The sequence below is a fragment of the Methylomonas sp. LL1 genome (assembly GCF_015711015.1).
Lineage (GTDB): Bacteria > Pseudomonadota > Gammaproteobacteria > Methylococcales > Methylomonadaceae > Methylomonas.
In genome coordinates this window covers 76,008-99,074 of record NZ_CP064653.1, presented here as the reverse complement: position 1 = coordinate 99,074, position 23,067 = coordinate 76,008, and the positions used below count along the sequence as shown (strand labels likewise).

The 23,067-nt window shown below is 54.7% G+C and carries 15 protein-coding genes; 5 read left to right on the top strand and 10 right to left on the bottom strand.

Going from position 1 to position 23,067, the window contains the following annotated elements:
* The 6 genes from IVG45_RS00975 to IVG45_RS22855 form a co-directional block, all read right to left on the bottom strand.
* Complete coding sequence (locus IVG45_RS00975) at window positions 1–699, bottom strand: F0F1 ATP synthase subunit A (RefSeq protein WP_196436045.1); 699 nt, start codon at window positions 697–699, stop codon at window positions 1–3.
* The gene (locus tag IVG45_RS00970; protein WP_196436044.1) at window positions 696–989 is read right to left on the bottom strand and encodes an ATP synthase subunit I; all 294 of its coding nucleotides are present in this window, start codon (window positions 987–989) and stop codon (window positions 696–698) included. Before IVG45_RS00970 ends, IVG45_RS00975 begins: the two co-directional genes overlap by 4 nt.
* Entirely contained in the window at window positions 979–1,287 is a 309-nt protein-coding gene (locus IVG45_RS00965; RefSeq protein WP_196436043.1) for an AtpZ/AtpI family protein, read from the bottom strand. Before IVG45_RS00965 ends, IVG45_RS00970 begins: the two co-directional genes overlap by 11 nt.
* Before the next feature lies 1 nt (window position 1,288).
* Entirely contained in the window at window positions 1,289–1,678 is a 390-nt protein-coding gene (locus IVG45_RS00960) for a F0F1 ATP synthase subunit epsilon (protein ID WP_196436042.1), read from the bottom strand.
* Window position 1,679: 1 nt separating this feature from the next.
* Window positions 1,680–3,116 carry a F0F1 ATP synthase subunit beta gene (atpD, locus tag IVG45_RS00955; RefSeq protein ID WP_330165374.1) on the bottom strand — a complete coding sequence of 479 codons (1,437 nt, stop codon included), beginning with the start codon at window positions 3,114–3,116 and terminating at the stop codon, window positions 1,680–1,682.
* 258 nt (window positions 3,117–3,374) lie between these two features.
* Window positions 3,375–6,710 carry an EAL domain-containing protein gene (locus tag IVG45_RS22855; protein WP_196436041.1) on the bottom strand — a complete coding sequence of 1,112 codons (3,336 nt, stop codon included), beginning with the start codon at window positions 6,708–6,710 and terminating at the stop codon, window positions 3,375–3,377.
* A gap of 384 nt (window positions 6,711–7,094) precedes the next feature.
* Between IVG45_RS22855 and IVG45_RS00945 the strand changes: the two genes are divergently transcribed.
* Together IVG45_RS00945 and IVG45_RS00940 are read left to right on the top strand one after the other, a co-directional pair.
* Window positions 7,095–9,869 (top strand): MGH1-like glycoside hydrolase domain-containing protein, encoded by a 2,775-nt coding sequence (locus tag IVG45_RS00945; RefSeq protein ID WP_196436040.1) that lies wholly within the window; start codon window positions 7,095–7,097, stop codon window positions 9,867–9,869.
* A gap of 17 nt (window positions 9,870–9,886) precedes the next feature.
* Window positions 9,887–11,365 (top strand): alpha-amylase family glycosyl hydrolase, encoded by a 1,479-nt coding sequence (locus IVG45_RS00940; protein WP_196436039.1) that lies wholly within the window; start codon window positions 9,887–9,889, stop codon window positions 11,363–11,365.
* A gap of 179 nt (window positions 11,366–11,544) precedes the next feature.
* On the opposite strand, the gene IVG45_RS00935 is transcribed toward IVG45_RS00940, so the two are convergent.
* From IVG45_RS00935 to IVG45_RS00920, 4 genes are all read right to left on the bottom strand, one after another.
* Window positions 11,545–12,750: a hypothetical protein gene (locus tag IVG45_RS00935; protein WP_196436038.1), complete on the bottom strand. Its 1,206-nt coding sequence runs from the start codon at window positions 12,748–12,750 to the stop codon at window positions 11,545–11,547.
* Window positions 12,751–12,787: 37 nt separating this feature from the next.
* Window positions 12,788–14,206 (bottom strand): DUF2252 domain-containing protein, encoded by a 1,419-nt coding sequence (locus IVG45_RS00930; protein WP_196436037.1) that lies wholly within the window; start codon window positions 14,204–14,206, stop codon window positions 12,788–12,790.
* Between the two features lie 153 nt (window positions 14,207–14,359).
* Window positions 14,360–15,685 (bottom strand): HD-GYP domain-containing protein, encoded by a 1,326-nt coding sequence (locus IVG45_RS00925; protein WP_196436036.1) that lies wholly within the window; start codon window positions 15,683–15,685, stop codon window positions 14,360–14,362.
* A 64-nt stretch (window positions 15,686–15,749) separates the two neighbouring features.
* Window positions 15,750–16,433, bottom strand: coding sequence for a potassium channel family protein (locus IVG45_RS00920; protein WP_196436035.1), 684 nt, complete (start codon window positions 16,431–16,433; stop codon window positions 15,750–15,752).
* A gap of 792 nt (window positions 16,434–17,225) precedes the next feature.
* Here IVG45_RS00920 and IVG45_RS00915 point away from each other — a divergent pair.
* The 3 genes from IVG45_RS00915 to IVG45_RS00905 are packed head-to-tail and all read left to right on the top strand — an operon-like array spanning window position 17,226 to window position 22,989.
* Window positions 17,226–18,416 (top strand): efflux RND transporter periplasmic adaptor subunit, encoded by a 1,191-nt coding sequence (locus IVG45_RS00915; protein ID WP_196436034.1) that lies wholly within the window; start codon window positions 17,226–17,228, stop codon window positions 18,414–18,416.
* A 6-nt stretch (window positions 18,417–18,422) separates the two neighbouring features.
* Window positions 18,423–21,560 carry an efflux RND transporter permease subunit gene (locus IVG45_RS00910; RefSeq protein ID WP_196436033.1) on the top strand — a complete coding sequence of 1,046 codons (3,138 nt, stop codon included), beginning with the start codon at window positions 18,423–18,425 and terminating at the stop codon, window positions 21,558–21,560.
* Window positions 21,553–22,989, top strand: coding sequence for an efflux transporter outer membrane subunit (locus IVG45_RS00905; protein ID WP_196436032.1), 1,437 nt, complete (start codon window positions 21,553–21,555; stop codon window positions 22,987–22,989). Before IVG45_RS00910 ends, IVG45_RS00905 begins: the two co-directional genes overlap by 8 nt.
* Window positions 22,990–23,067: the final 78 nt, after the last annotated feature.

Below are 23,067 nucleotides of genomic sequence, written 5' to 3'. Positions count from 1 at the left end.
TCAATCTCCTGATGAGTGGTTATGTTGATGATCGTCCTGAACGGCTTGGGCCGAGGCGATATACACCATCGCCAGCACGGCAAAGATATAGGCCTGCACCAGCGCGGTGATCAAGCCGAGGAACTGCAATACAATAGGGAAAAACAACGGCACGATGCCCAGCAAAATACCGCCGATAATGGTGCCATTCATTATGTTGCCGTACAGGCGCACGGCCAGCGCCAGCGTGCGCGACAATTCACCTAAAATGTTGAGCGGCAGCAGGAATATGCTGGGTTCCAGGTACTCGGCCAAATAAGCCCATGGCCCACGATGGGCAATGCCATAAATCGGCACCGCCGCCAACACCGCCAGCGCCAATGCCGTGGTGGTGGACAGCGATGCGGTCGGCGGCGTATAGCCTGGAACGATAGCCAGCAAATTGGCGACGGCGATGAACAAAAACAAGGTGCCGACGAAAGGCAAATACTGCCCCGGCTCCTGGCAACTGGCCTGGCGAATTTGCTCTCGCAAGCCGTCGACCAGGATTTCCAGCAGATTTTGCCAACGGCTGATTTTAACATCGTCATTCAGCCGCCGGGTAATCAGATAGGAGCCGATCACCAGAATCGCCATCACCAGCCAGGTGTAGGCTATGGTGGCGTTGAGCGGAATCGGCCCTAGCCAGCCCAATATCTGGTCGTCGGGACTTAGTTTCATGATTCAACTTGCCTAGGTTCGATCCGGCGTACCCACCACCAGCGCGCGGCCAGCAGGCCCGGTACGGCAGCCGCATAACGCTGCCAATGGCCGTCGGCCATCAGATAAAGGCCGGCACCGACCAGCGCCAGCCGCAGAAACAGGCTCGCCAACATGTACAATCCGGGATAACGCCAATTCGGTAGTTGGCGGATAGTCAGCCACAAGCCGCCGAAGAACACGCAGCCTAGCCCTACGCCGGCAAATGCGGCCAGCAGCCATTCGGCGCCGAAAGCCATGTTAGCCGCCATGATCGTTATCCTGTCTTTCCCGTTCTATCCAATACCAGGCATTGCGACAGCCGACTATCAGCCCCAGAAACAACAGCGTCAAGGTCCAAGAGACCCGGTCCTGCCACAGCCTGTCCAGCCAGATACCCAGCGCGATACCCAACAGCATGGGTACCGCCACCGACCAGCCCACCAGACCGAACATGCCCAGGCCGAACCATAAACCACGCCCCGGCCGAGTGCGCGCTCGCCGGCGGCGGGCGGCTTTGTCGCCGATATTGTTGGCCAGCGTCTTGCCGTGCTTGACGGATCTTGGCATATCAACGGCCCTTTTGCAGATCGAGAAAATGTTTCGCCACTCCGGCCTCCAGTCGAGCCAACATGCCACGCGAACTACGTTCGTGCTGATCCAGTGCGCAGGTGCGTTCCAAGATAACCGATTTCAACGCGTCGGGATCGTCGCCGAGCACCGCTTCGCGGGTCGACACCCGGACTTCTGGCCCGCACTTGACCAAAATACCCTCGTCGATGCCGACGAATCTCTCGGCGCCGTCGGCCGTCACGTAAACCAACAACCCAGGAACCAGCGCCGAAACGAAATCGATATGCCGAGGTTCCAGGCAGAACCAACCGTTCTCGGCCTCGGCGATAATTTTGCCGACAACCGTATCGAGCAAGACTTCGGTCGGCAACACGAGCTTGAACCGCATTTTAGGCCTTGTCCCCGCCTGCGTCGAGCTTGGCTTCGTCGATAGTGCCTATCATATATAAGGCGTTTTCCGGCGCGTCCGCGTAATGATCGGCCAGAATCCGCTCGCAGCCGGTCAGGGTTTGCTCCAGACCGACCCAGCGACCGGGCTGTCCGGTGAACTGCTCGGTGGCAAAGAATGGCTGAGTCAGGAAGCGTTCCAGGCGGCGCGCGCGATTGACCGTGCGCCTATCCATTTCGGACAGTTCCTCCAATCCCAACATCGCGATGATGTCCTTCAATTCTTCGTATTCGGCCAGCATGCGGCGCACGTCTTGGGCGACGCGATAATGGCGGTCGCCGACCACGGCCGGATTCAACATCTTGGAATTGGATGCCAACGGATCGATGGCCGGATAAAAACCCTGGGCGGCGCGCTTGCGCGACAACACCACCGATGCCGACAAATGGGAAAAAGTGTGACTGGCCGACGGATCGGTGAAATCGTCGGCCGGCACATACACCGCTTGCACCGAGGTGATGGCGCCGGTTCGCGAACTGCTAATGCGCTCTTCCAATTCGGCCAGTTCGGTGGCCAGCGTGGGTTGATAACCAACCCTGGACGGAATCCGCCCCATCAAACCGGAGACCTCGGTGCCAGCCTGGATGAAGCGGAAAATATTGTCGATCAATAGCAGCACATCCTGTTTTTCCTCATCGCGAAAATATTCGGCGATGGTCAGCGCCGCATGGCCGACCCGAAATCGTGCGCCGGGCGCTTCGTTCATCTGCCCGAACATTAGCACGGCTCGTTCCAAGACACCGGACTCAAGCATCTCGCGGTAGGTTTCCTCGGCTTCCCGGCAACGTTCTCCAATACCGCAAAACAAGCTGACGCCCTGATAACGGCCGGCCATGTTATGGATCAATTCGGCGATCACCACGGTCTTGCCGACTCCGGCCCCACCGAACATGCCGGCCTTGCCGCCGCGTTCCAGCGGCGACAACAAGTCTATCGCCTTGATACCGGTTTCGAACATTTCCATCTTGGCCGAACGCCTGGCCAGCGGCAGCGGTGGCTGGTGAATCGAGCGCCATTCGCCGCCCTCGAACGATTCTCCACCGTCGATCGGCGCGCCGAACACATTCAGCATGCGCCCCAGCAGTCTTTTTCCGACCGGCACCCGTAGCGGCAGCCCGGTGGCTATCACCGGCGCCCCCCTAGACAGGCCTTGAGTCGGCGTCAACGCGATGCCGCGCACCGTGTCCGCGCTCTGATGGGCGACCACCTCAATGACGATCTTGCCTTCCGCGCCGGTCCGCAACGCATGATTGACCGCCGGCAAATTCTCCGGAAAACGTACGTCAACCACGCTGCCGCGTATCGAAACCACGGTGCCCAACAGTTCCATGCCTGCCATTTCGCCGCCAGTTTGAATACACTCGGGCATACCGTTCATCCAAACCTATCCTTACCATTGATACAGGCGCCGCCGCGAACAGTCATGAACCACCTCCCGTGTTCGAAAACCAACCTTACTCTAAATATTATTGTTCGCCGAGCGGACGTATGCTGAGCTAAGCCGAAGTAGTCGAAGCGAATAGTTGACTTCGACTCCGCTCAGCCAACGGCAAATTTCTCGGAGAGGATATATTGATTTCCATAAATCTCCTAAGTCTCACTGCCCCGTTCCGAGTGAACCACGCACTCTTTAACCCTATTCGACGGCGCAATCGACTGGCCCTAGACTCAACCTGCTTAACAACGCGTCGAATTCCTTGGCCGGCAGTGGTTTCGAGAATAAAAAGCCTTGTCCGCAATCGCAGCCGGCCGCAAGCAATAAGTCGCGCTGATCTACTGTTTCCACTCCCTCCGCGATGACTTTCATGCCCAACTTGTGCGCCATCGCAATGATCGCCTCGCACACCACCAGATCGCTGGAGTCGGGCTTTAAGTTGCGAACGAAGGACTGGTCGATTTTCAAATAATCGATATCGTACAGTTTTAGGTAGGCCAGCGAGGAATAGCCGGTACCGAAATCGTCGATTGCTACCTGGATGCCCACATCTCGGAACAGCAGCAGTTTGTCGTTGACGATTTGTTTGCTGTCCAGCAAAAGGCTCTCGGTGATTTCTATCACCACGCTGTCGCCGGGTAAACCCAAGTTCTGCAATTGAGCTATCCAGCCCCTATACAGAGTTTCATCGTTTTGAAATTGGACCGGGGACTTATTGACGCTGACCTGAAAATCGGCGCGAAAATGTTGCCGCCAATGTTTGACCTGCAAAGTGGCTTCGTGAAACACCCAGTCGCCGATTTCGACGATTCTGCCGGTTTCCTCGGCGATACCGATAAACTCGCTGGGGCTGATCAGCCCGCGATCGGGATGTTGCCAGCGTATCAAGGCTTCGGCCTTGCGAATACTCCCATCGTTCAGATCGACTATCGGCTGATAATGAACCCGGAATTGTTCCTCGGCCATGGCAATCCGCAAGTCGTTGGCCAAGCGCATGCGTTTGCGGGCAAGATCGCGCATTGACGGCGTGTAATAACTAAAGCGATTCCGGCCCTGATGTTTGGCCGAATACATGGCCTGATCGGCGTTTTTGCGCAATTCTTCGATGTCGGTGGCGTCGTCGGGATAAAAAGTGATGCCGATACTGGCCGAGATATACAAGGTTTCGTTGTCCAGTTGAAACGGGCCGGACAGTTTGCGCAAAATGTCCTGAGCGATGCGCTCGACGCTGCCGGTATCGTCCAGCGCCGTGACGATCACGGTGAATTCGTCGCCGCCCAGACGGGCAACGGTATCGGTCTCCCGTACACAGCTGCTCAAACGGTTGGCCGCTTCCCGCAATAGCAGGTCGCCCATGTCATGCCCCAGAATGTCGTTGATTTCCTTGAAGCGGTCCAGATCGATGAACATCAGTGCCAACGGCTGACCGGCGCGGTGGGCTTTTTTGATTTCCTGATTCAGCCTATCGTTAAACATGCGCCGGTTGGGCAAGCCAGTCAACGGATCGAAGTTGGCCTGCATCCAGATCATCTCCTCGGCCTTTTTCTTGTCGGTAATATCGGAGAACAAGGCTACCCGGCGGTAACAGGATCCGTTGTCCTTATAAATGGTGTTGATGGTCAGCCACTCGGCGTAAATCTCGCCGTTTTTGCGCTTGTTCCAGATCTCGCCTTGCCAAAACCCCATGTTATTCAGTTTCTGCCACATCGCGTCATAGAAAAACCGGTCGTGCAGCCCCGAGTTCAAGATACGCGGCGTCTGGCCTAGCACTTCTTCCGGGCTGTAGCCGGTCAACTCGGTAAATGCCGGATTAGTGGTGATGATTAAGCCGTCGGCGTCGGTTACCAGCATGGCCTCGCCGCTGTTCATATACACCATCGACGCCAGTTGCATTTCCTCTTCGGCCCGCTTACGCTCGGAAATGTCTTCGACGATAGACCAGATATAACGGCTACCATCGCTGCCGGTAATCAGCACGCCGTTCAAACGTACCGGAATCCGCCGCCCATCGCGATGCAGATATTCCTTTTCGTAAGGACCGTAGCGCCCGCTTTTCTCCAACGCCCGCAGTTGCAGCGTCTCCTGTATCCCGTAGTCATCCGGCGTCAAGCGCCAATAACTGAGTTGTTTCAGTTCATCCAGCGAATAACCGACCATATCCAGCAAAGCCTTGTTGGCTTCGATAAATCGGCCATCCATGGCATTGCGGGCAATACCTAGCGGTGCCATTTCGAACAGCGACCGCAGCTTTTCCTCGCTCTCCCGCAGTACCCGATCGGCTTTTTTACGCTTGGTGATATTGCGGCTGATGCCTATCATGCCCAACAATTCGCCCTGTTCGCTCAAATAAGGCGTTTTCAGGGTTTCCAGGCATTCGCGGTGTCCATCGGGATATACCACCCATTCCTCATTGATATGGGCTTGCCCGGATACCATCACTTCCCTGTCCTTTTGCCGAAAGAATTCCGCCGTTTCCGGATTGACGAAGTCGAAATCGGTTTTACCGACCACGGCACTTTCCTCTACGCCAAAAAAACCTTCGCAGGCCTTGTTGAAACCCAGGTAGACACCCTCGGTGTTTTTCAGAAATATCAGGTCTGGAATGTGGTCGATCAGGGTTCTGAGCAGGGCCTTGTCATTAATGGTACTGGCTTGCAGATGCCGCAAGCGCTTCTCGCTTTCGGTCAATGCCGATTGCAGCATCAGCTCGTCGATTTTCGCCTGTTTCAGTTCCAGCTCGACCACTTGCTCATGGATAATCCGGTTTAATAATTCGACATACTGGCCCTCGGTGTGCTTCACCACATCGTGCTCGGTGACCACCGCCAGCGTTTCGCCGCGCGCATTCACCACCACTAGATGCCGTATCGCCTCGATTTGCATGCGCTGAACCACATCGACCACCACATGTTCCGGCTCGGCCGTCGCCACCGGAGACGACATGATGTCGCGGATAAGCACTTCTCCCGCCCTATGCCGATACAACCTGACCATGTCGCGTTCGGTGACGATGCCAATCGGCTTAAGCCCTTCCACCACCACCGCGCAACTGGTGCGCCGACTATGCATCATCGCCGCGGCATCAATCACACGGCTATTCGGTGCCAGCATCAATACGGACTGATCCATGATGGAAGCCACAGTGCGCAAACCGATGAACTCCTCGACGCCGGCATTGCGGCGAAAGTCGGTCTCGGTGACGATGCCGGCCAAGCGACCGTCATCCTCGACCACCACCAAATGACGAATGTTGTGCAACACGAACAGATGATAAGCATCGCGGTAATCGGTCTCGGCCGGTACCGTCACCAGCTTGACCGTCATCAGCGCCGAGACCGACTGATCCAGCGGCGCATTTTGACTCAGCAACCGCACCACATCGCGCTCGGTCAGGATACCCACGGGCAAATCATGCTCGCCGATGATCAGCGAACTGATTCGATGGCGAGCCATCAGCTCCGCGCATTGCCCCAAGGTGGTTTGGGGGCTGACTTGAACCACATCCCTGGTCATTAATTGGGCAATTGATTTACTCATAATCCATACAGCTATTCACCAAAATCCAAGGATCAGGTTTGACAAGGTTATTGCAAAAAGCGCTTCCGCTGGAAAGTCTTCAACCGGTATTCCAGCCGCGATGACTTGCAGTCAATTTACGGGCTATTATAACGCCATGGCCGGCGGCTGAAATCGATCGCCCCGCTGTTCGAAGTTCAAGTCTAGCTCGCAACTAAATTTATACACCATCAAACGAATGCTTTTGGCCGCTAGGCATCCGCTTGTAGCAAGTTTCGGTGCCGCCCCGCCCCGCGATAGCCTTATAATCAATCATGATTATCGCGGAACGGACACATGACCGAGCATAACGATATTTTTTAATGGTTAAAATTAAGCCATATTTCTCCACTTCAAATTTCGCACATGACTATTGAACACAGCAGACTCAAGGAAGCTCGCAACCAGAACGTGCCTTGGAAAAAATGGGGTCCCTACCTGTCCGAGCGGCAATGGGGGACAGTGCGGGAGGACTACAGCGAATCGGGCGACGCCTGGAACTATTTCACCCACGACCAGGCCCGTTCCCGCGCATACCGTTGGGGCGAGGACGGCTTGGGAGGCATCTCCGACGACGAACAGCGGCTTTGTTTTGCCCTGGCATTATGGAACGGCAAGGATGCTATCCTGAAGGAACGCCTGTTTGGCTTGAACAACAGCGAAGGCAACCACGGCGAGGACGTCAAGGAATATTACTTCTACCTCGACAGCACCCCAACCCACTCGTACATGAAGTATCTGTACAAGTATCCGCAAGCGGCTTATCCCTACGGCGACCTGGTCGAAACTAACCGGCGGCGCGGCCGCGAAGAGTTCGAGTACGAACTGCTCGATACCGGCGTGTTCGATCAGGACCGTTACTTCGATGTGTTTATGGAGTACGCCAAGCAAGGTCCAGAAGACATCCTGGTGCAAATCACTGTGTTCAACCGTGGGCCGGAAGCCGCCGAGTTGCATGTGCTGCCGACCTTATGGTTCCGCAATGACTGGGCGTCATGGGTAGCGAAACCTTCCGAAAAACCGTCACTCAGTCAAATCGAGGGGCCGGCTGGCACCAGGGTTGTCGCAGTCGATCATCCGGAACTGGGAACCTATTATTTGTATTGCGAAGGCGATGCGCCGTTGCTGTTTACCGACAACGAAACCAACAATGCCCGACTCTTCCCCAGCTTCCCCAACGCCAGCCCATACGTGAAGGACGGCATCAACGACTATGTGGTCCATGGCCAGTCGGATAAGGTAAACCCGGAACAACACGGCACGAAAGTCGCGGCGCACTATAAGCTGAAAGTCGACGCGGGCCAATGCCGAACCATTAAGCTATGCCTCTCCAACCGCGCCCCGACCCAATACAGCAAACAAACCAATATCGATGCCCTCCCCCTTGGGCAGGAGTTCGACCTAACATTGTCGGCCAGACTACGTGATGCCGACGAGTTCTACCGTGCGGTGACCCCTCCCGAGGTTTCCGCCGATACCGCCAATCTAATGCGTCAGGCCATCGCCGGCATGCTATGGAGCAAGCAGTTCTATTTCTTCGAGGCCGACAACTGGCTGGAGGAACATCACGCCCATCCCCTCCATAAAGGCAGCCGCGCCTTTCGCAATCGCGAGTGGTTCCACATGATCAACCAGGACATCATCTCGATGCCCGACAAGTGGGAGTATCCCTGGTACGCGGCCTGGGATCTTGCCTTCCACACCCTGCCGCTGGCGATCGTGGACCCGGACTTTGCTAAAACACAAATGGAACTGATGCTCCACGGCCGCTACTTGCACCCGAGCGGCCAACTACCTGCCTATGAATGGAACTTTAGCGACGTAAACCCGCCAGTCCACGCCTGGGCGACGCTGTTCCTCCACCGCTGCGAACTGACCCTGAGCGGCGAGACCGATGTAGCTTTCCTCAAGTCGGCTTTCAATAAGCTGCTGCTGAATTTCACCTGGTGGGTAAACCGCAAGGACCGCTACGGACGCAACGTGTTCGAGGGCGGCTTCCTAGGCCTCGACAATATCGGCGTGTTCGACCGTAGCGCGCCGCTGCCCACCGGCGGCTATCTCGAACAGGCCGACGGCACCGCCTGGATGGCATTGTTCACCCAGAACATGGGCGAACTTGCCGTGGAACTGGCGGCCCACGATCCCACGTACGAGGACATGGCATTTAAGTTCATAGAACATTTCATTTTTATCGCCTCGGCCATGAACCAACCAGGTGATGACGGCATGTGGGATGAAGAGGACGGATTCTACTATGACCTGTTGCGACTCCCGGATGGCAGTGCCACGCGTCTCAAGGTGCGTTCGATGGTCGGGCTTCTGCCGCTATGCGCGGTGACGGTGGTTGAGCAATGGCAAAGGGAGCGTATCCCTAACGCAATGACAGGGTTCCTGGCACGTTTTCAACAGATGCCGGAACTCTTGGAGTCCATCCATCCCACTGGCCCTGGCCATTTTGGGGTGGCGGAACGCGGGATCATTGCCCTGGTCAATCCGGACCGGTTGCGTCGCATCCTGACAAAAATGCTGGACGAGAACGAATTCCTGAGTCCCTACGGCATCCGCTCGCTATCCAAGTTCCACGCCCAACATCCGTTCGTTTTTTACGCCGGAAACCAGGAATACCGTGTGGATTATCTGCCGAGCGAGTCTAACAGCGGCATGTTCGGTGGCAACTCCAACTGGCGCGGTCCGGTGTGGATGCCGGTGAATGCCATTATCATCCGGGCACTGCTTCAATATTATCTGTACTACGGCGACAGCTTCAAAATCGAATGCCCGACGGGTTCCGGCAAGTTGATGAATCTATTCGAGGTGGCGAAGGAAATTGAGACTAGGCTTACCCGCATCTTCCTGCGCGATGAGCAGGGCAAGCGACCGGTCTATGGCGGTACAACCAAATTCCAGGACGACCCGCACTGGCGCGATCATATCTTGTTTTACGAGTACTTCCATGGCGACAACGGCGCCGGTTTGGGAGCCAGTCATCAAACCGGCTGGACCGGCTTGGTAGCGAAACTGATCCAACTGTTCGGCTCGTTGGATCCGGAACAAATGTTGGCGGAAGGAAAAATGGCCGGTTTCCGCGCGGATCCGAGTAACAAAACCAACCCCGCGGCGTCTCGGAAAAAATCCAAATAATCCATGAGGGTATGATTATGACCGGCCCACGCTATCCAATGCTTTATCAGATCAATACCCGCGCATGCCTGACTGCTCTTTCCGAGCGGCTCGGCCGTCCCGCCAGCCTGGACGACATTCCGGATAGCGACCTGGATCGCCTAAAGCATTGGGGCGTGGATTGGGTCTGGCTGCTGAGCGTTTGGCAAACCGGTTTGGCCGGCCGAGAGGTATCCCGGACTAATATTGAATGGCGCAAGGGATTTCAAGCCACCTTGCCGGATTTGCAAGAACATGACATCGGCGGCTCGGGGTTTGCGATTCAAGCCTATTCGGTGGCAACGTCCTTGGGTGGCAACGCCGCGCTTGCCCGCTTGCGCCAACGAATACAGCAGCGGGGCATGCGCTTGTTGCTGGATTTCGTACCCAACCACAGCGCACTGGACCATCCCTGGCTCAATACACACCCCGAGTTTTATGTGCGAGGTTCGGAAGACAACCTTGCCCAATCACCGCAAAACTACGTTCGGCTCAACACTGCCCAAGGCGACTTGATCCTAGCCCATGGCCGCGACCCTTATTTTCCGGGTTGGCCCGATACCCTGCAATTGAATTACGGCAACCCGGCCTTGCAAGAAGCTATGATCAATGAGTTGCTGACTATCGCCGATTTGTGCGACGGCATACGTTGCGACATGGCCATGCTGATCTTGCCGGAGGTATTTAAACGCACATGGGGTATCGACATGCCCTCCTTTTGGCCCGAAGCCATCACAAAGGTGCGTAAACAGCATCCCTCTTTCCTGTTCATGGCCGAGGTCTATTGGGATTTGGAGTCGACATTGCAGCAGCAGGGCTTCGATTACACCTATGACAAACGGCTCTACGACCGTTTACGCAATGGACGTGCGCGTCCAATACGGGAACACCTTTACGCCGGTCCCGAGTTTCAGGATCGTTTGGCTCGTTTTATGGAAAATCACGACGAACCGCGAGCCGCCGCAACCTTTTCGATGCCGATGCATAGGGCCGGCGCGGTACTGACCTATTTAACGCCGGGTTTGCGTTTTTTCCACAACGGCCAGTTCGAGGGCCGACTGAAGCACGTTTCTCCGCATCTGATCCGGGAACCGGTAGAACCCGTCAATCAAGACATCCACCGACTCTACGAAAGCTTATTGGCCATACTGCGGCGAGATGTTGTCCGCAACGGCAATTGGCAATTGCTGGAATGCCTTCCTGCCTGGAATGAAAACTGGACCTGGGATTGTTTCATCGCATTTGCCTGGCAAGGATCAAACCACGAATTATTGTTGGTGGCGGTCAATTTCGCATCCAACCCATCACAATGCTATGTCCGCCTGCCTTTTGCAAAGTTGGGGCAAGGCGCATGGCAATTCAAGGATTTACTGAACGCCTATCGTTATGAATACGAGGGACCGCGACTTGCAAATTCGGGCCTCTATCTGGACCTGCCGGCATGGGCTTACCATGTTTTCGAACTCGCTCCGACCTGAACACGGCGTCAGGCTCTATCAAACCCTTGCCTAGCCATCGTTTTGGACAGGCGCGGCGGCAAAAATGCCGCTGTCGAGCCTAGATGGTTTTATCCACTGCGTCCTGTCCGGCAAGCAACCGCAACTGGCTATACTACTTTGTTGGACCGGGGTGATGTCGAGCCTTCATCAGCCTTAGGTCACAACAAAATACCGATCAGCCGTTTCAGTAGGTCTTCCAGCGAAATCATGGTTAATAACAAGGGTAGCAAGGGCGACAATGACACCACCGCCAATTGAATTATCGTTTGCTTGCCAAACGGTAATAGCTGCATGGAGCGTATCACGTCAAAACTGTTGTTCAAGTCCGCCAGAGATTGAATGTCGCTGCTGCCGATCAACAGTTCATCCGGAGTCGCGCCACCTTGCAACCATTTTTTATCGAACTCGCCGACATAGCGGCTCGCCAAGATACCATAGGCCCGCAAACCCGCTCGCTTGACTTTTGCCAGTTGTGGCGCGAATACGATCAACGGCCCCAGCACCAAGAGTAAACAAAACACGGTGAAGACGGCGATTTCCAGCTTGAACACCATCAACACGGCCCCTTCGTACAAAATCCGTTCCCCCAACATGGCCGACAGCAACGCACCCTGGGACAATAAAAAAGGTATGAATGCCGCGGCACTTTGGCTAAGAAAGCCCAATCCGCCCGCCCTGTCCGGATGCGTCGGCACCAGATAGAGATCGAGACGCGACACCGACCAAAGAAACCAAGCCCAGACGATAATTCGAAACACCCAACGCAACAGAATAAATTGATATAGCGGCAGGCTGACATAAGCCAGCCAGTACCCCGCTGGGGACAGTTGATAGCCGGACGTGGCTCGGGTCGCGTACCAAATCGTGCTATTCACCGTCATCTGCTCGAAAAACAAGGTATGCCCCAGAGTCAGTACCAGCACAACCATCGTGATCTCCATCAACAGTGAATTACGCAAACGCAATGCCGACGCAATACAGGCATCAAAAAGAGGCCGGATTTCCGGCTTGATAATATCCCTTTCGATAAACTGTAGGACCACCGGCTTCAGTCTTCGATGCACCACCCATTCCGTCACCAACAATAACGGCAATGCCACCAAGAAACGAACATGCACTTCAAGATCACACAAAAATGGAACCTGAACGCCGCCAGCGATCGCTTTTCCCGAAGCAGCCGAAAGCATCAGCAACGGCAGCCAAGTGAACAGCGCAAAGAATATGATCCGGCGTTTCAGCCAGCCCATGGCGCCGGTAGATAAACGGCTGCGAATGAAGAATTGAAATAGCGGTCCACCCTGCACCAGGGAAAAATCGTTCTCCAGTTTTATATCCGGTTTGCTGTTCACGTTATTGGTTGCCATTTATCGTTAAGGCTATTTTTGAGAAAGTTCGTACCCATCACTCATCTTCTTCTATCAGTGCCTTTACCCGTCCGGAGTTTACGGCTTCCACCAGAGCCGCGTGATCTTGCTTGGTCTGGTCCGCGTAAGCCAGGGCAAACTCGCCGATCGCTTGATCGAAGCGGTTGGATTTACCCAAGTAACCGCTGATGGTCGCCGCATCGCCCGAGCGGGCATGGGCACGGGCTAAAGTCCAGCCGCATAGTTCGGCATAGAGGTTATATTGTTGAAGCGTCGCGCCCTCGATCGGCGGAGACATTTTCATATCGCGCAGTTGACGCACGAAGAAATCGCGGCCTTGATCCGACCTCGCCCAGCCTAAAAATATATCACTGGACGATTGCATCAGCCGTTGCCCCATCACCACGCGCTGGGCGTGATTATCATAACGGCTGTTGCCGGCATAAGGTTCCAGCACCGACGGACAGGCTTCCTTGATCTGCAGCAACAAGGCATGGTTTTCCGCCGAGAAAAACAGCGCGACTGAACAACGTGTGCCGACGCTGCCGATGCCGACAACTTTCATCGCATAATCTTCCAGACGATAGCGGTTAAACAGCACTCGGCGCTCGTCGGACAACGATTGCCGATAGGCTTCGAACCCACTCCGAATTCTCTGTTCCGTTTCCTCGTCCTGACTATGAAACAGTATCGGTGGTTGATCGAGCAACCGGTGACGACCTCCGACCGTAACGGCGATTTTGGGCACGAGTTGATCACCAACGCGCTGGCGCGCTTTCTCGGCAATCTGCTCGCGTTTTTTTCGGATTTTTTCATCGGGCGCCATCGCAATCAGCGTTTTGGCGTCCAGCCGGTCGTACCAAACTTCCAAGGGGTTCATCTTTGAATATTCCCGCAAGTGTTCTCGGTAGGCTCGGGCGCATTCGACGGCAACAGCTTGTGCTTCTTCGTCACTGAAGCGTTGGTCGAGGACTGCGACGGCGAAACTGGTGGCCAAGCGTTTGAGATCCCATTCCCAGGGGGCCGGTAAAGTTTCGTCGAAATCGTTGATATCGAATATCAGGTTGCGTTCCGGCGTGGCGAACAATCCGAAATTGAGTAAATGGCAATCGCCGCAGACTTGCACCCGCAAGCCTGTATTCGGCGTGGTCGCAAGATCATAAGCCATCAACCCGGCCGAACCGCGCAAAAAGGTGAAGGGACTGCGCAACATGCGTCCATAGCGAATCGGCACCAGTTCCGGCAGCCTATCTCGATTGGATTGTTCCAAAATATCGATGGGGTCGCGGCGATTGGCCGGTGCATCCCATCCGGAATGGCTTGAGCGCGACACTTTATCCCGTAGCGTCTTGCCGCTAGCGATGCGCTCCTCGCGCGATTTAAATTCCAATTTGTCGTCATCCGTTGAAGCAGATGCGGCACCCGATTTCTTGGTTTTATTCTTGGTGCTAGTCATAAACTTACTCCATTAAATTATCGAGGGTCGTTCGTCAAATCGAGGTCATTTTCGACCTGAAAATTGATGGCATGCAATCTGACGTCGCCGGACCAGATAGACTGGGCGGCATCAATTAAGATTATAGATTGCCGAGTTTTAGTTTAATAAGATTTATACCAGGCTTCCCTGCAATAAATCGCCGATGTCTCCCTTGAAATAGTGCTGAATAACGAGGCTTAGCTCGCTGCGCGACTGTTGTTCATGATGAGCAAAGCTGTGGTACAAGGAACCGGCAATGCCGTCGAAGACCTCCAGTAGGGCAGGATCGAAATGTTTCCCGGCTCCACTTCGAAGTATTGCCAACGATTCCTGCAGACTCAACGGTGATTTGTAAGGGCGTTGCGAGGTTAAGGCGTCGAACACGTCGACAATGGCAAAAATGCGCGCGGTTATTGGAATCTGCTCGCCTTTCAGCCCCAGATCATAGCCGCTACCATCAAATTTCTCATGATGATTGCCGACCACCTCGCTGGCGTCTTGCAACCAATGGCAATTGTTGACGATATCCAGACCATGGCGAACGTGGGTTTGCATGATTTCAAATTCGTCCGTATCCAGCCGTCCCGGTTTGAGCAAAATATGATCGCGAATCCCGATCTTGCCGACATCGTGCAGAAAGGCGCCCTTGATCAGGGTGCGAATCCTATCCGGCTCCAACCCAACCGCCTCCGCCAGTTTGACGGAGTAGATCGTGACCCGGTAATTATGCTCGTCGGTATCGCTATCGCGCTTGGCGATGGCACTGCCAAAACCCTGCAAGGTTTCCAGATTGGCATCGAGCAGATGTATCGATAATTGTCCCAGGCGCTCCAGCAACTGCCTGATCACCGGATAATGCAGCGCCGTTACCAGGATAACGATCAATATCGAAGCGCCGACCGAACGCAGGATATCGCGCCAGAACTCGCTCATCACGTCCGAGGCAATGATGTAGACCCCACGCAGATTAGCCAAAGGCTGGCCACCATGGTCGGTAATCAACAAGCCAATCGAAAAACTGTACCTGCCATCATACTTTGCCAAGGGGGTAATGGCCGGATCAGCGTCGACCGGCAGCGCTTGGCTTTTGGCGGCGTCAATCAAACCTTGAATATTTGGGCTGTCGGCATCGGCTATTCTAGCGATTTCCTGGCCGTCGGCATTTTGGATGGCAGCCCAGGCAAAATGCCCCAAGTTATTTTGCGGAGCCACCCTGCTCAAATCGTCCAATGCTTCTTGTACCGTTGTTTGCCAGGGCTGATGGCTGAGAGTCGCGATGTCACGCACGCGCAGCTTTAACAGCTCAATCGCTATCCGAGTCCGATCGGCAATATCCTCTTGCAGCGTGATGCGTTCCCGGATCAATACACTACCGCCCACCAAAACAGACAGCAATACCGCCAAGGCCAGCAAACGAAAAATCAATATTTTGCGTATGGAACGCGTGCGCGATTGCATTAACGGCTACCTCCCCAAATTCACGGCAACATTAGCCCTTCGATTACCGGATAGTGTGGCTTTATCATCCACGATTACGGCGCGAACTATAAACCCCCACCAGACTGGCCACCATCACCGCCAGGTAAAATTGGCCTACCAATGCTTCCAGATAGGCCAGAGTTTTTGGGAGCCCACCAATCGGTGAAATATCGCCATAGCCCAAACTGGCCAGGGTTACGAAGCTGAAATAAATCAGATCGGGAAATAACTCATGGGTCTGGGTAGCGATATTGCCGGAAAAATGCCCCAAACCGCACAGCAGTAGCATGCGGTACATCAATGCCCAGATCAATCCCATCAGCAAATACACGCAAAACGCACCCACCAGCGAATTGAGGTCAACCCGATGCCAGACAAACACATTGCGCGCGGCGATGGAGCAACTCAGTCCACAAAAAATCACCATCATCAATAATTCGATCATTTCCATGACCTGATTGACGCCCACGACGATGTTAAAGCCAACCGAGCTGGTAATCCCCACCACCAGCAAAGTCCCGAATTGAAAAACACGTTTAGAGGCGGCCAAACTCCAAACCGCAATTAGCATAAAAACACTAAACAGTAGGGCTATCGAATATCTGCCGCCGCCCGGCAAATTAGAAGTGAACGGCATGACTAGCAACACAGCCAATAATCCGACAAATAGATACCAAAAATTGCCGCTCTTCATCGACCCGCCCTTGCCCGGAAGTTTGTTCAACACCTAACTGTCTCAATTATCAGTCAAATTTTATGCCAACCTAAAGTCGTCAAAATCCGATCATACCCCTTACACTTTGGCTAACCATTTGCTGTATCGACAATATGCCGGCTTAATGCATAAGATACGGAATAGCTTGATTAAGTCGGCCAGAAACGTCCCGTAGCCTTGTCTTTCCGTAATAACAATAGAGTTCGCGGGCTAGTTTCCACCCAACCGAGACGGAACTTAAGCCAATTTTGGGAAGCCTGAATTCGGGGAATACACGATATTTCGTGGACCATTGACCTGCCTGCATTTCGTAGCCAGCATTAGAGCAGGCTGTAACTGCTTGTTGCATAGATGCTTTTATTTTTTAGCTGGCCTTGAGTTGGATTGGCACATTTACTGCGTTTTTATTACTGAAACACCATTGCTGTTTTGTGCTTCCATCGCTAGAAACGAGCCTGGTATTTAACTCAGGTAAGGATAGCAATTCGAAAAACGGCGAGGCGCCATGTCGGCCCTACCCATCAATGGCCGGCGCGGCAAAATCAAACCATTGGCCTTCATTGTAAGCAGCCTACTCCGTCTCTTACCCAGGCCACATTTTTCCCGGCCGCGTGTCCGGAAATCTGCCTTTGTTATCGGACACACCTATAAAGCCATGGACTCGAGTCACATTCAACATTCTTCTTGGCGTGGACAAGTTCGATGACTGTCTATCCGATACTGATCAAGCAGCCGATCTTTTCTACAAGCTATCCGAAATCAGTCTAATCTTTTTATCAACTTCCTGGACCAATGGGACGAAGCATGAAAGAAATAATTCTCGCCGGTAATATTCAGCCACTCGGCAACCGTTCACTTCGACCTAGTATCGGTATCACCGCACTGATAGCCGCATTAGTTGCCTGTGCCTGCGACAAATCCGAGCAGGCTCCACCTCCACCGCCAGCCACGGTGGATGTCGCCGAAGTTGTGCAAAAAGATGTCCCGATTCATCAAGAATGGGTTGGCAGCCTGGATGGCATGGTCAATGCGCAGATTCTGGCTCAGGTATCGGGCTATCTGATCAAACAGTATTATCAGGAAGGGCAAGCGGTGAAAAAAGGCCAGTTGCTCTACGAAATCGATCCCAAGATTTTTCAGGCCACGCTGGACGGCGCTCGCGGTAATCTGGCCCGCCAGGAGGCGGTGTTGAAAACCGCGCGCTTGGATTTAGAGCGCGTGGAACGCTTGCTGCCGGAACGGGCGGTCAGCGTTCGCGACCGCGACAATGCCGTGGGCCGCGAGGCCTCGGCTCAAGCCGAAGTGCAAGCCGCCAAGGCCGCGGTCGATAGCGCCCAGTTGCAACTTGGCTTCACAAAAATCATATCGCCCATCGACGGCATCGCCGGCCTGTCCAAGGCCCAGCTCGGAAATCTGGTCGGCCCAGGCAGCGCCAATGCCGAATTGACCACGATTTCCCAGCTCGATCCAATAAAGGCCTACATTCCGCTTAGCGAACAAGAATACCTGCAATTTGCCCGCAATAAACAAAGCGCTGGTCAACAACAGGATGGCCAGTCGCTGGAACTGATCCTGGCCGATGGTTCGGCCTATCCTCATCCGGGAAAATTTTTCTTCGCCGACCGCGAGGTCAATATCAAAACCGGCACCATACAGGTCGCCATTCTGTTTCCCAATCCCGGCAGCCTGTTGCGCCCCGGCCAGTACGCCAAGGTGCGCGCGGTAGTCAAACATAAACCCGGTGCTTTACTGGTCCCACAACGGGCGGTTGGAGAAATGCAGGGCCGCCGCCTGGTGGCCGTGGTCAAACCCGACAATAGCGTGGAGTTGCGTCCTGTCAAGGCGGCCGAAACCATAGGCACGCAATGGATTATTGATGAAGGCTTGCGGCCCGGCGAACGGGTCATTGCCGAGGGCATTCAAAAAGTGCGGCCCGGCGCAACGATAGATCCCAAACCGTACGCGGAAGAATCGCCCGCGACGGGTGGGAGGTAGTTCGACATGGCCAAATTTTTCATCAATCGCCCTATCGTGGCGATCGTCATCGCCATCCTGATGGTGATGATCGGCCTGGTCTCGATGATGGGGCTGCCGATTGCACAGTTCCCCGCCATCGCTCCGCCGGAAATCCAGGTACAAACCACCTACACCGGTGCCGATGCGGTGACGGTCGAACAATCGGTGGCTACCCCCATCGAACAGCAGATGTCCGGCGTGGATAACATGAACTACATGTATTCCATCAACGCCAACAACGGGCAGATGACGTTGCGGGTTAATTTCGATGTAGCGACCGACCCGAACACCGACCAAGTACTTGCGCAGATGCGTAAATCCCAGGCCGAATCGCAACTGCCGCAGGACGTACGCAATTTCGGCGTCAACGTGCAAAAATCCACCGCATCGCCGCTGGTCATGTTCGCGCTGTACTCACCGAAAGGCAGCTACGACAACATCTTTTTGGCCAATTACGCCTACATCAACATCAACGACCAGATGACCCGGGTCAAGGGCATCGCCAGCGTGTCGGTATTCGGCGCCGGTCAATATGCGATGCGAATATGGGTCAAGCCGGATCAATTGGCGAAACTGAATATCACCATCCCGGAAATCGTCAGCGCCGTGCAGGCGCAGAACAACGTCAACCCGGCCGGCAAGGTCGGCGGCGAGCCGGTACCACCCGGCCAAGAATTCACCTATGCGGTGCGGGCTCAAGGCCGTCTGCAGACCGAGGAAGAATTCGGCAATATCGTCTTACGAGCCGAATCCGACGGCTCCATCGTTCGGATCAAGGACGTCGGCCGTATCGAACTGGGCGCCCAGACCTACGACATGATAGGACGCTTGAACGGCAAACCGGCTGCGCTGGTCGCCCTCTATCAGCTACCCGGCACCAACGCCATCGAAGCAGCCGAGGGCGCAAAAAAAGTGATGGAGGAACTGAAGACTCGCTTCCCCGAAGACTTGGATTATGTGATTGCCTTGGACACCACGTTGGCGGTTACCGAAGGCATCAACGAAATCATGCATACCTTGTTCGAGGCCATGGTTCTGGTGATACTGGTGGTGTTCCTGTTCCTGCAAGGCTGGCGCCCTACCCTGATTCCGCTGTTGGCGGTACCTGTATCGTTGATCGGCACCTTCATGCTATTCCCAATGCTGGGTTTCTCGATCAATACCCTGTCGCTGTTTGGTCTGGTACTGGCGATCGGTCTGGTAGTCGACGACCCCATAGTGGTGGTTGAGGCAGTCGAGCATCATATCGAAAAGGGTTTGAGCCCCAAGGAAGCCACGCTAAAAACCATGCAGGAAGTCACCGGCCCCATCATCGGCACTTCGTTGGCGTTGATTGCGGTATTTTTGCCAACCGTGTTCATTCCAGGCATTACCGGCCGTCTGTACCAGCAATTCGCCGTCACGGTGGGTGTGTCGGTAATGATTTCCACCTTCAACTCCTTGTCGTTGAGTCCGGCATTGGCGGCACTGCTGTTAAGACCCAGAGTGCGTGGCACGGGTCCGCTGCAAAAATTCTACGACGCTTTCAACCGCCGCTTCGGTATTGCCAATGAAGGCTATGTCAGTTTCTGCTCGGTATTGATACGCAAGAGTCTGCTCAGCATGGTTTTCCTGGGGATTTTGACGGTGTTTGCCGGAGGACTCGGTAAAAGCGTACCGATGGGCTTTCTGCCCGACGAAGACCAGGGTTATCTGTTCGCCGGCATTCAGTTACCCAACGTCAGTTCACTGCAACGCACCGACGAGGCCACTCGCAAGGTGGAGGAAATCCTGAAAAATACCCCTGGCGTAGAATTCTACTCCTCGGTAATTGGCTACAACATGCTCAGCCAAGCCAATACCACCTACAACACCTTTTTCTTCATTTCATTGAAAAACTGGGCGGAACGCACCAAGCCGGAAGAACAATACGCGGCCATCAAGGCGCATCTGAATCAGGAGCTGGCCAAACTTCCCGAAGCAATTGGCGTGGCCTTCCCGCCACCGGCGATTCCGGGCGTGGGTACCTCGGGCGGCGTGACCATGGTGCTGGAAGACAGGGCCGGCAAGGATGTCGCCTATTTGGCCGCCAACACCGAGAAATTCATCGCCGCGGCGAAGAATCGCCCCGAAATCGCCAACGCCTTTACCACCGCCGTGCCATCGGTGCCGCAAATCATGGTGGATGTGGATAGAGACAAGGTGCTGAAACAAGGCGTGCAGCTATCGGATGTCTACAAAACCTTGCAGGCTTATATGGGTTCAGGCTTCATCAACTATTTCAATCGCTTCGGCCGGCAATGGCAGACCTATGTGCAAGCGGAAGGCGAATATCGCAAGGACACCAATGCGCTGGGGCAATTCTATGTGCGCAACAACGCCGGCGACACCGTGCCGCTGGCCGCGCTGACCACCATCCGCAAAACCGAGGGCCCGGAATTCACCATGCGCTACAACCTGTTCCGCAGCGCGCAGATCAATGTCACGCCTAAACCCGGCTTCAGCTCGGCCCAAGCGATGAAAGCGTTGGAACAAGTCTTCGCCGAAACCATGCCCTCGGACATGGGCTACGACTACATCGGTATGAGTTTCCAGGAAAAGCAGGCTCAGCAAGGCATTTCGCCGACTGTGGTGTTTGCCTTTGCCATATTTTGCGTGTTCCTGATCCTGGCCGCGCTGTATGAAAGCTGGAGTCTGCCATTCAGCGTATTGCTGGGTACGCCGATCGCGGTGTTCGGTGCCTTTGCCGGTTTGATGGTCGGACATTACGAGAACAACATCTACGCGCAAATCGGTCTAGTGATGTTGATCGGCCTGGCGGCCAAGAACGCGATTCTGATCGTCGAATTTGCCAAAATGGGAGTCGAGGAAGGCAAGAGCCTCTATGACGCATCACTGGAAGCCGCCCGCCTGCGTCTGCGGCCAATTATGATGACCGCTTTGTCGTTCATCCTGGGCTGCGTACCGCTCGCCATCGCCAGCGGCGCCGGCGCCTTGTCGAGACGGGTAATGGGCTATGCGGTCATCGGCGGCATGACCGCCGCCACCGCCATCGCCATTTTTTTGATCCCGGTATTGTTCTATTTCGTGGAAAACCTGGCAAAATCCAAAACGGCCGCAACCGAAGGGGAAGGCCATGAATAAATTAAGCCTTTTGGCATTGACGATTAGTTTGACCGGCTGTTTCACCGTTGGTCCGGATTACCAGAAACCGCAAATCCAAGCGCCCCAGCAATGGCGTTTTGGGGTCGATGACGCGCGCGAGACCGCCAACCTAGCTTGGTGGGAACAATTACAGGATCCGGTCCTGAATCAACTGGTCGATCAAGCGCTATTGAACAATCTCGATCTTAAAATTGCGATTGCCAATGTCGAGCAATTCATGGGCGTCTACGGCGCTACCCGCGCTAATCTGTTCCCCCAAATTTTCGGCCAGGGTGGCTACCAGCGGCAACAAACCAGCGGTGAAGCGACTGGGCTGGGCGGAAAAATACCCGATACCGATGCCGCGCAACTCGGTGCCACGATGTTTTGGGAATTGGACGTTTGGGGGCAGTTGCGTCGCGCCAAGGAAGCAGCCGGGGCCGATATGCTGGCTCAAGAAGCCGCCCGTGACGCGGTCGTGTTGACCCTGGTCAGTTCGGTGGCCCAAACTTATATCACCTTACGCGCATTGGACCGGGGCCTGGAAATCACCCGACAAACCGTCGCCAGCCTAACCGAGGAAAATCGTATCGCCAAGGCCCGTTTCGATGCGGGTTATGCATCGGAAATCGAAGTGAGCCAATCGGATTCGGAACTGGAACGGCGCCGAGCCTTGGTTCCCAACTACGAACAACAGATTGCCCAAGCCGAACATGCCTTGAGTTTATTACTGGGTAAGCCGCCCGGCGCGATTGCTCGGGGCCGGACTCTGGACGATTTATTGCCGCCGGCGGTACCCGCGGGCTTGCCTTCGGAACAATTGGCTCGCAGACCGGATATTCAACAAGCGGAACAAAATCTAATCGCCGCGAATGCCCGAATCGGCGTGGCTCGGGGTGAATATTTTCCCAAAGTCACGCTCACCGGTGATCTCGGTCAGGCCAGCATCGAATTGGCTTCGCTGTTCACGCCGGGGGCGAATTTTTGGACCATAGGCGGACGATTACTGGGCCCTATTTTCACCGCCGGCCGCGTCGCCGGACAAGTTCAGGCTGCGGAAGGCGCGCAACAAGCAGCCTTGGCCTTTTACCAAAAATCCATATTGGCGGCATTTCGCGAGTTTGAAGATGGTTTGATCGCCAGCAGCAAATCCAATGAACGCCAAACGACTCAGGCTCGCCGAGTAGAGGCTTTGCGAAATTATCTGCGTTTGTCGCGGATACGTTACGATGAAGGCTATACCTCCTACTTGGAGGTGCTGGATGCGCTACGCCAATATTATGAAGGCCAAATCGAGCTGGTGCAGGCCCGAGGCGATACCTTTACCTCGCTGATCCAATTGTATCGGGCCATGGGCGGCGGCTGGATCGTGGCGGCGGAACAACAAGTGGACACGCCCAAGCCTAGGGATGCGGTATTTTTTCCATAGTTTCCTTTATGGTTAGAATTTATTTACGAGTCAAGTTAATACCAACATACCGCAAGCCTTGCCGGAACAATGAAATTT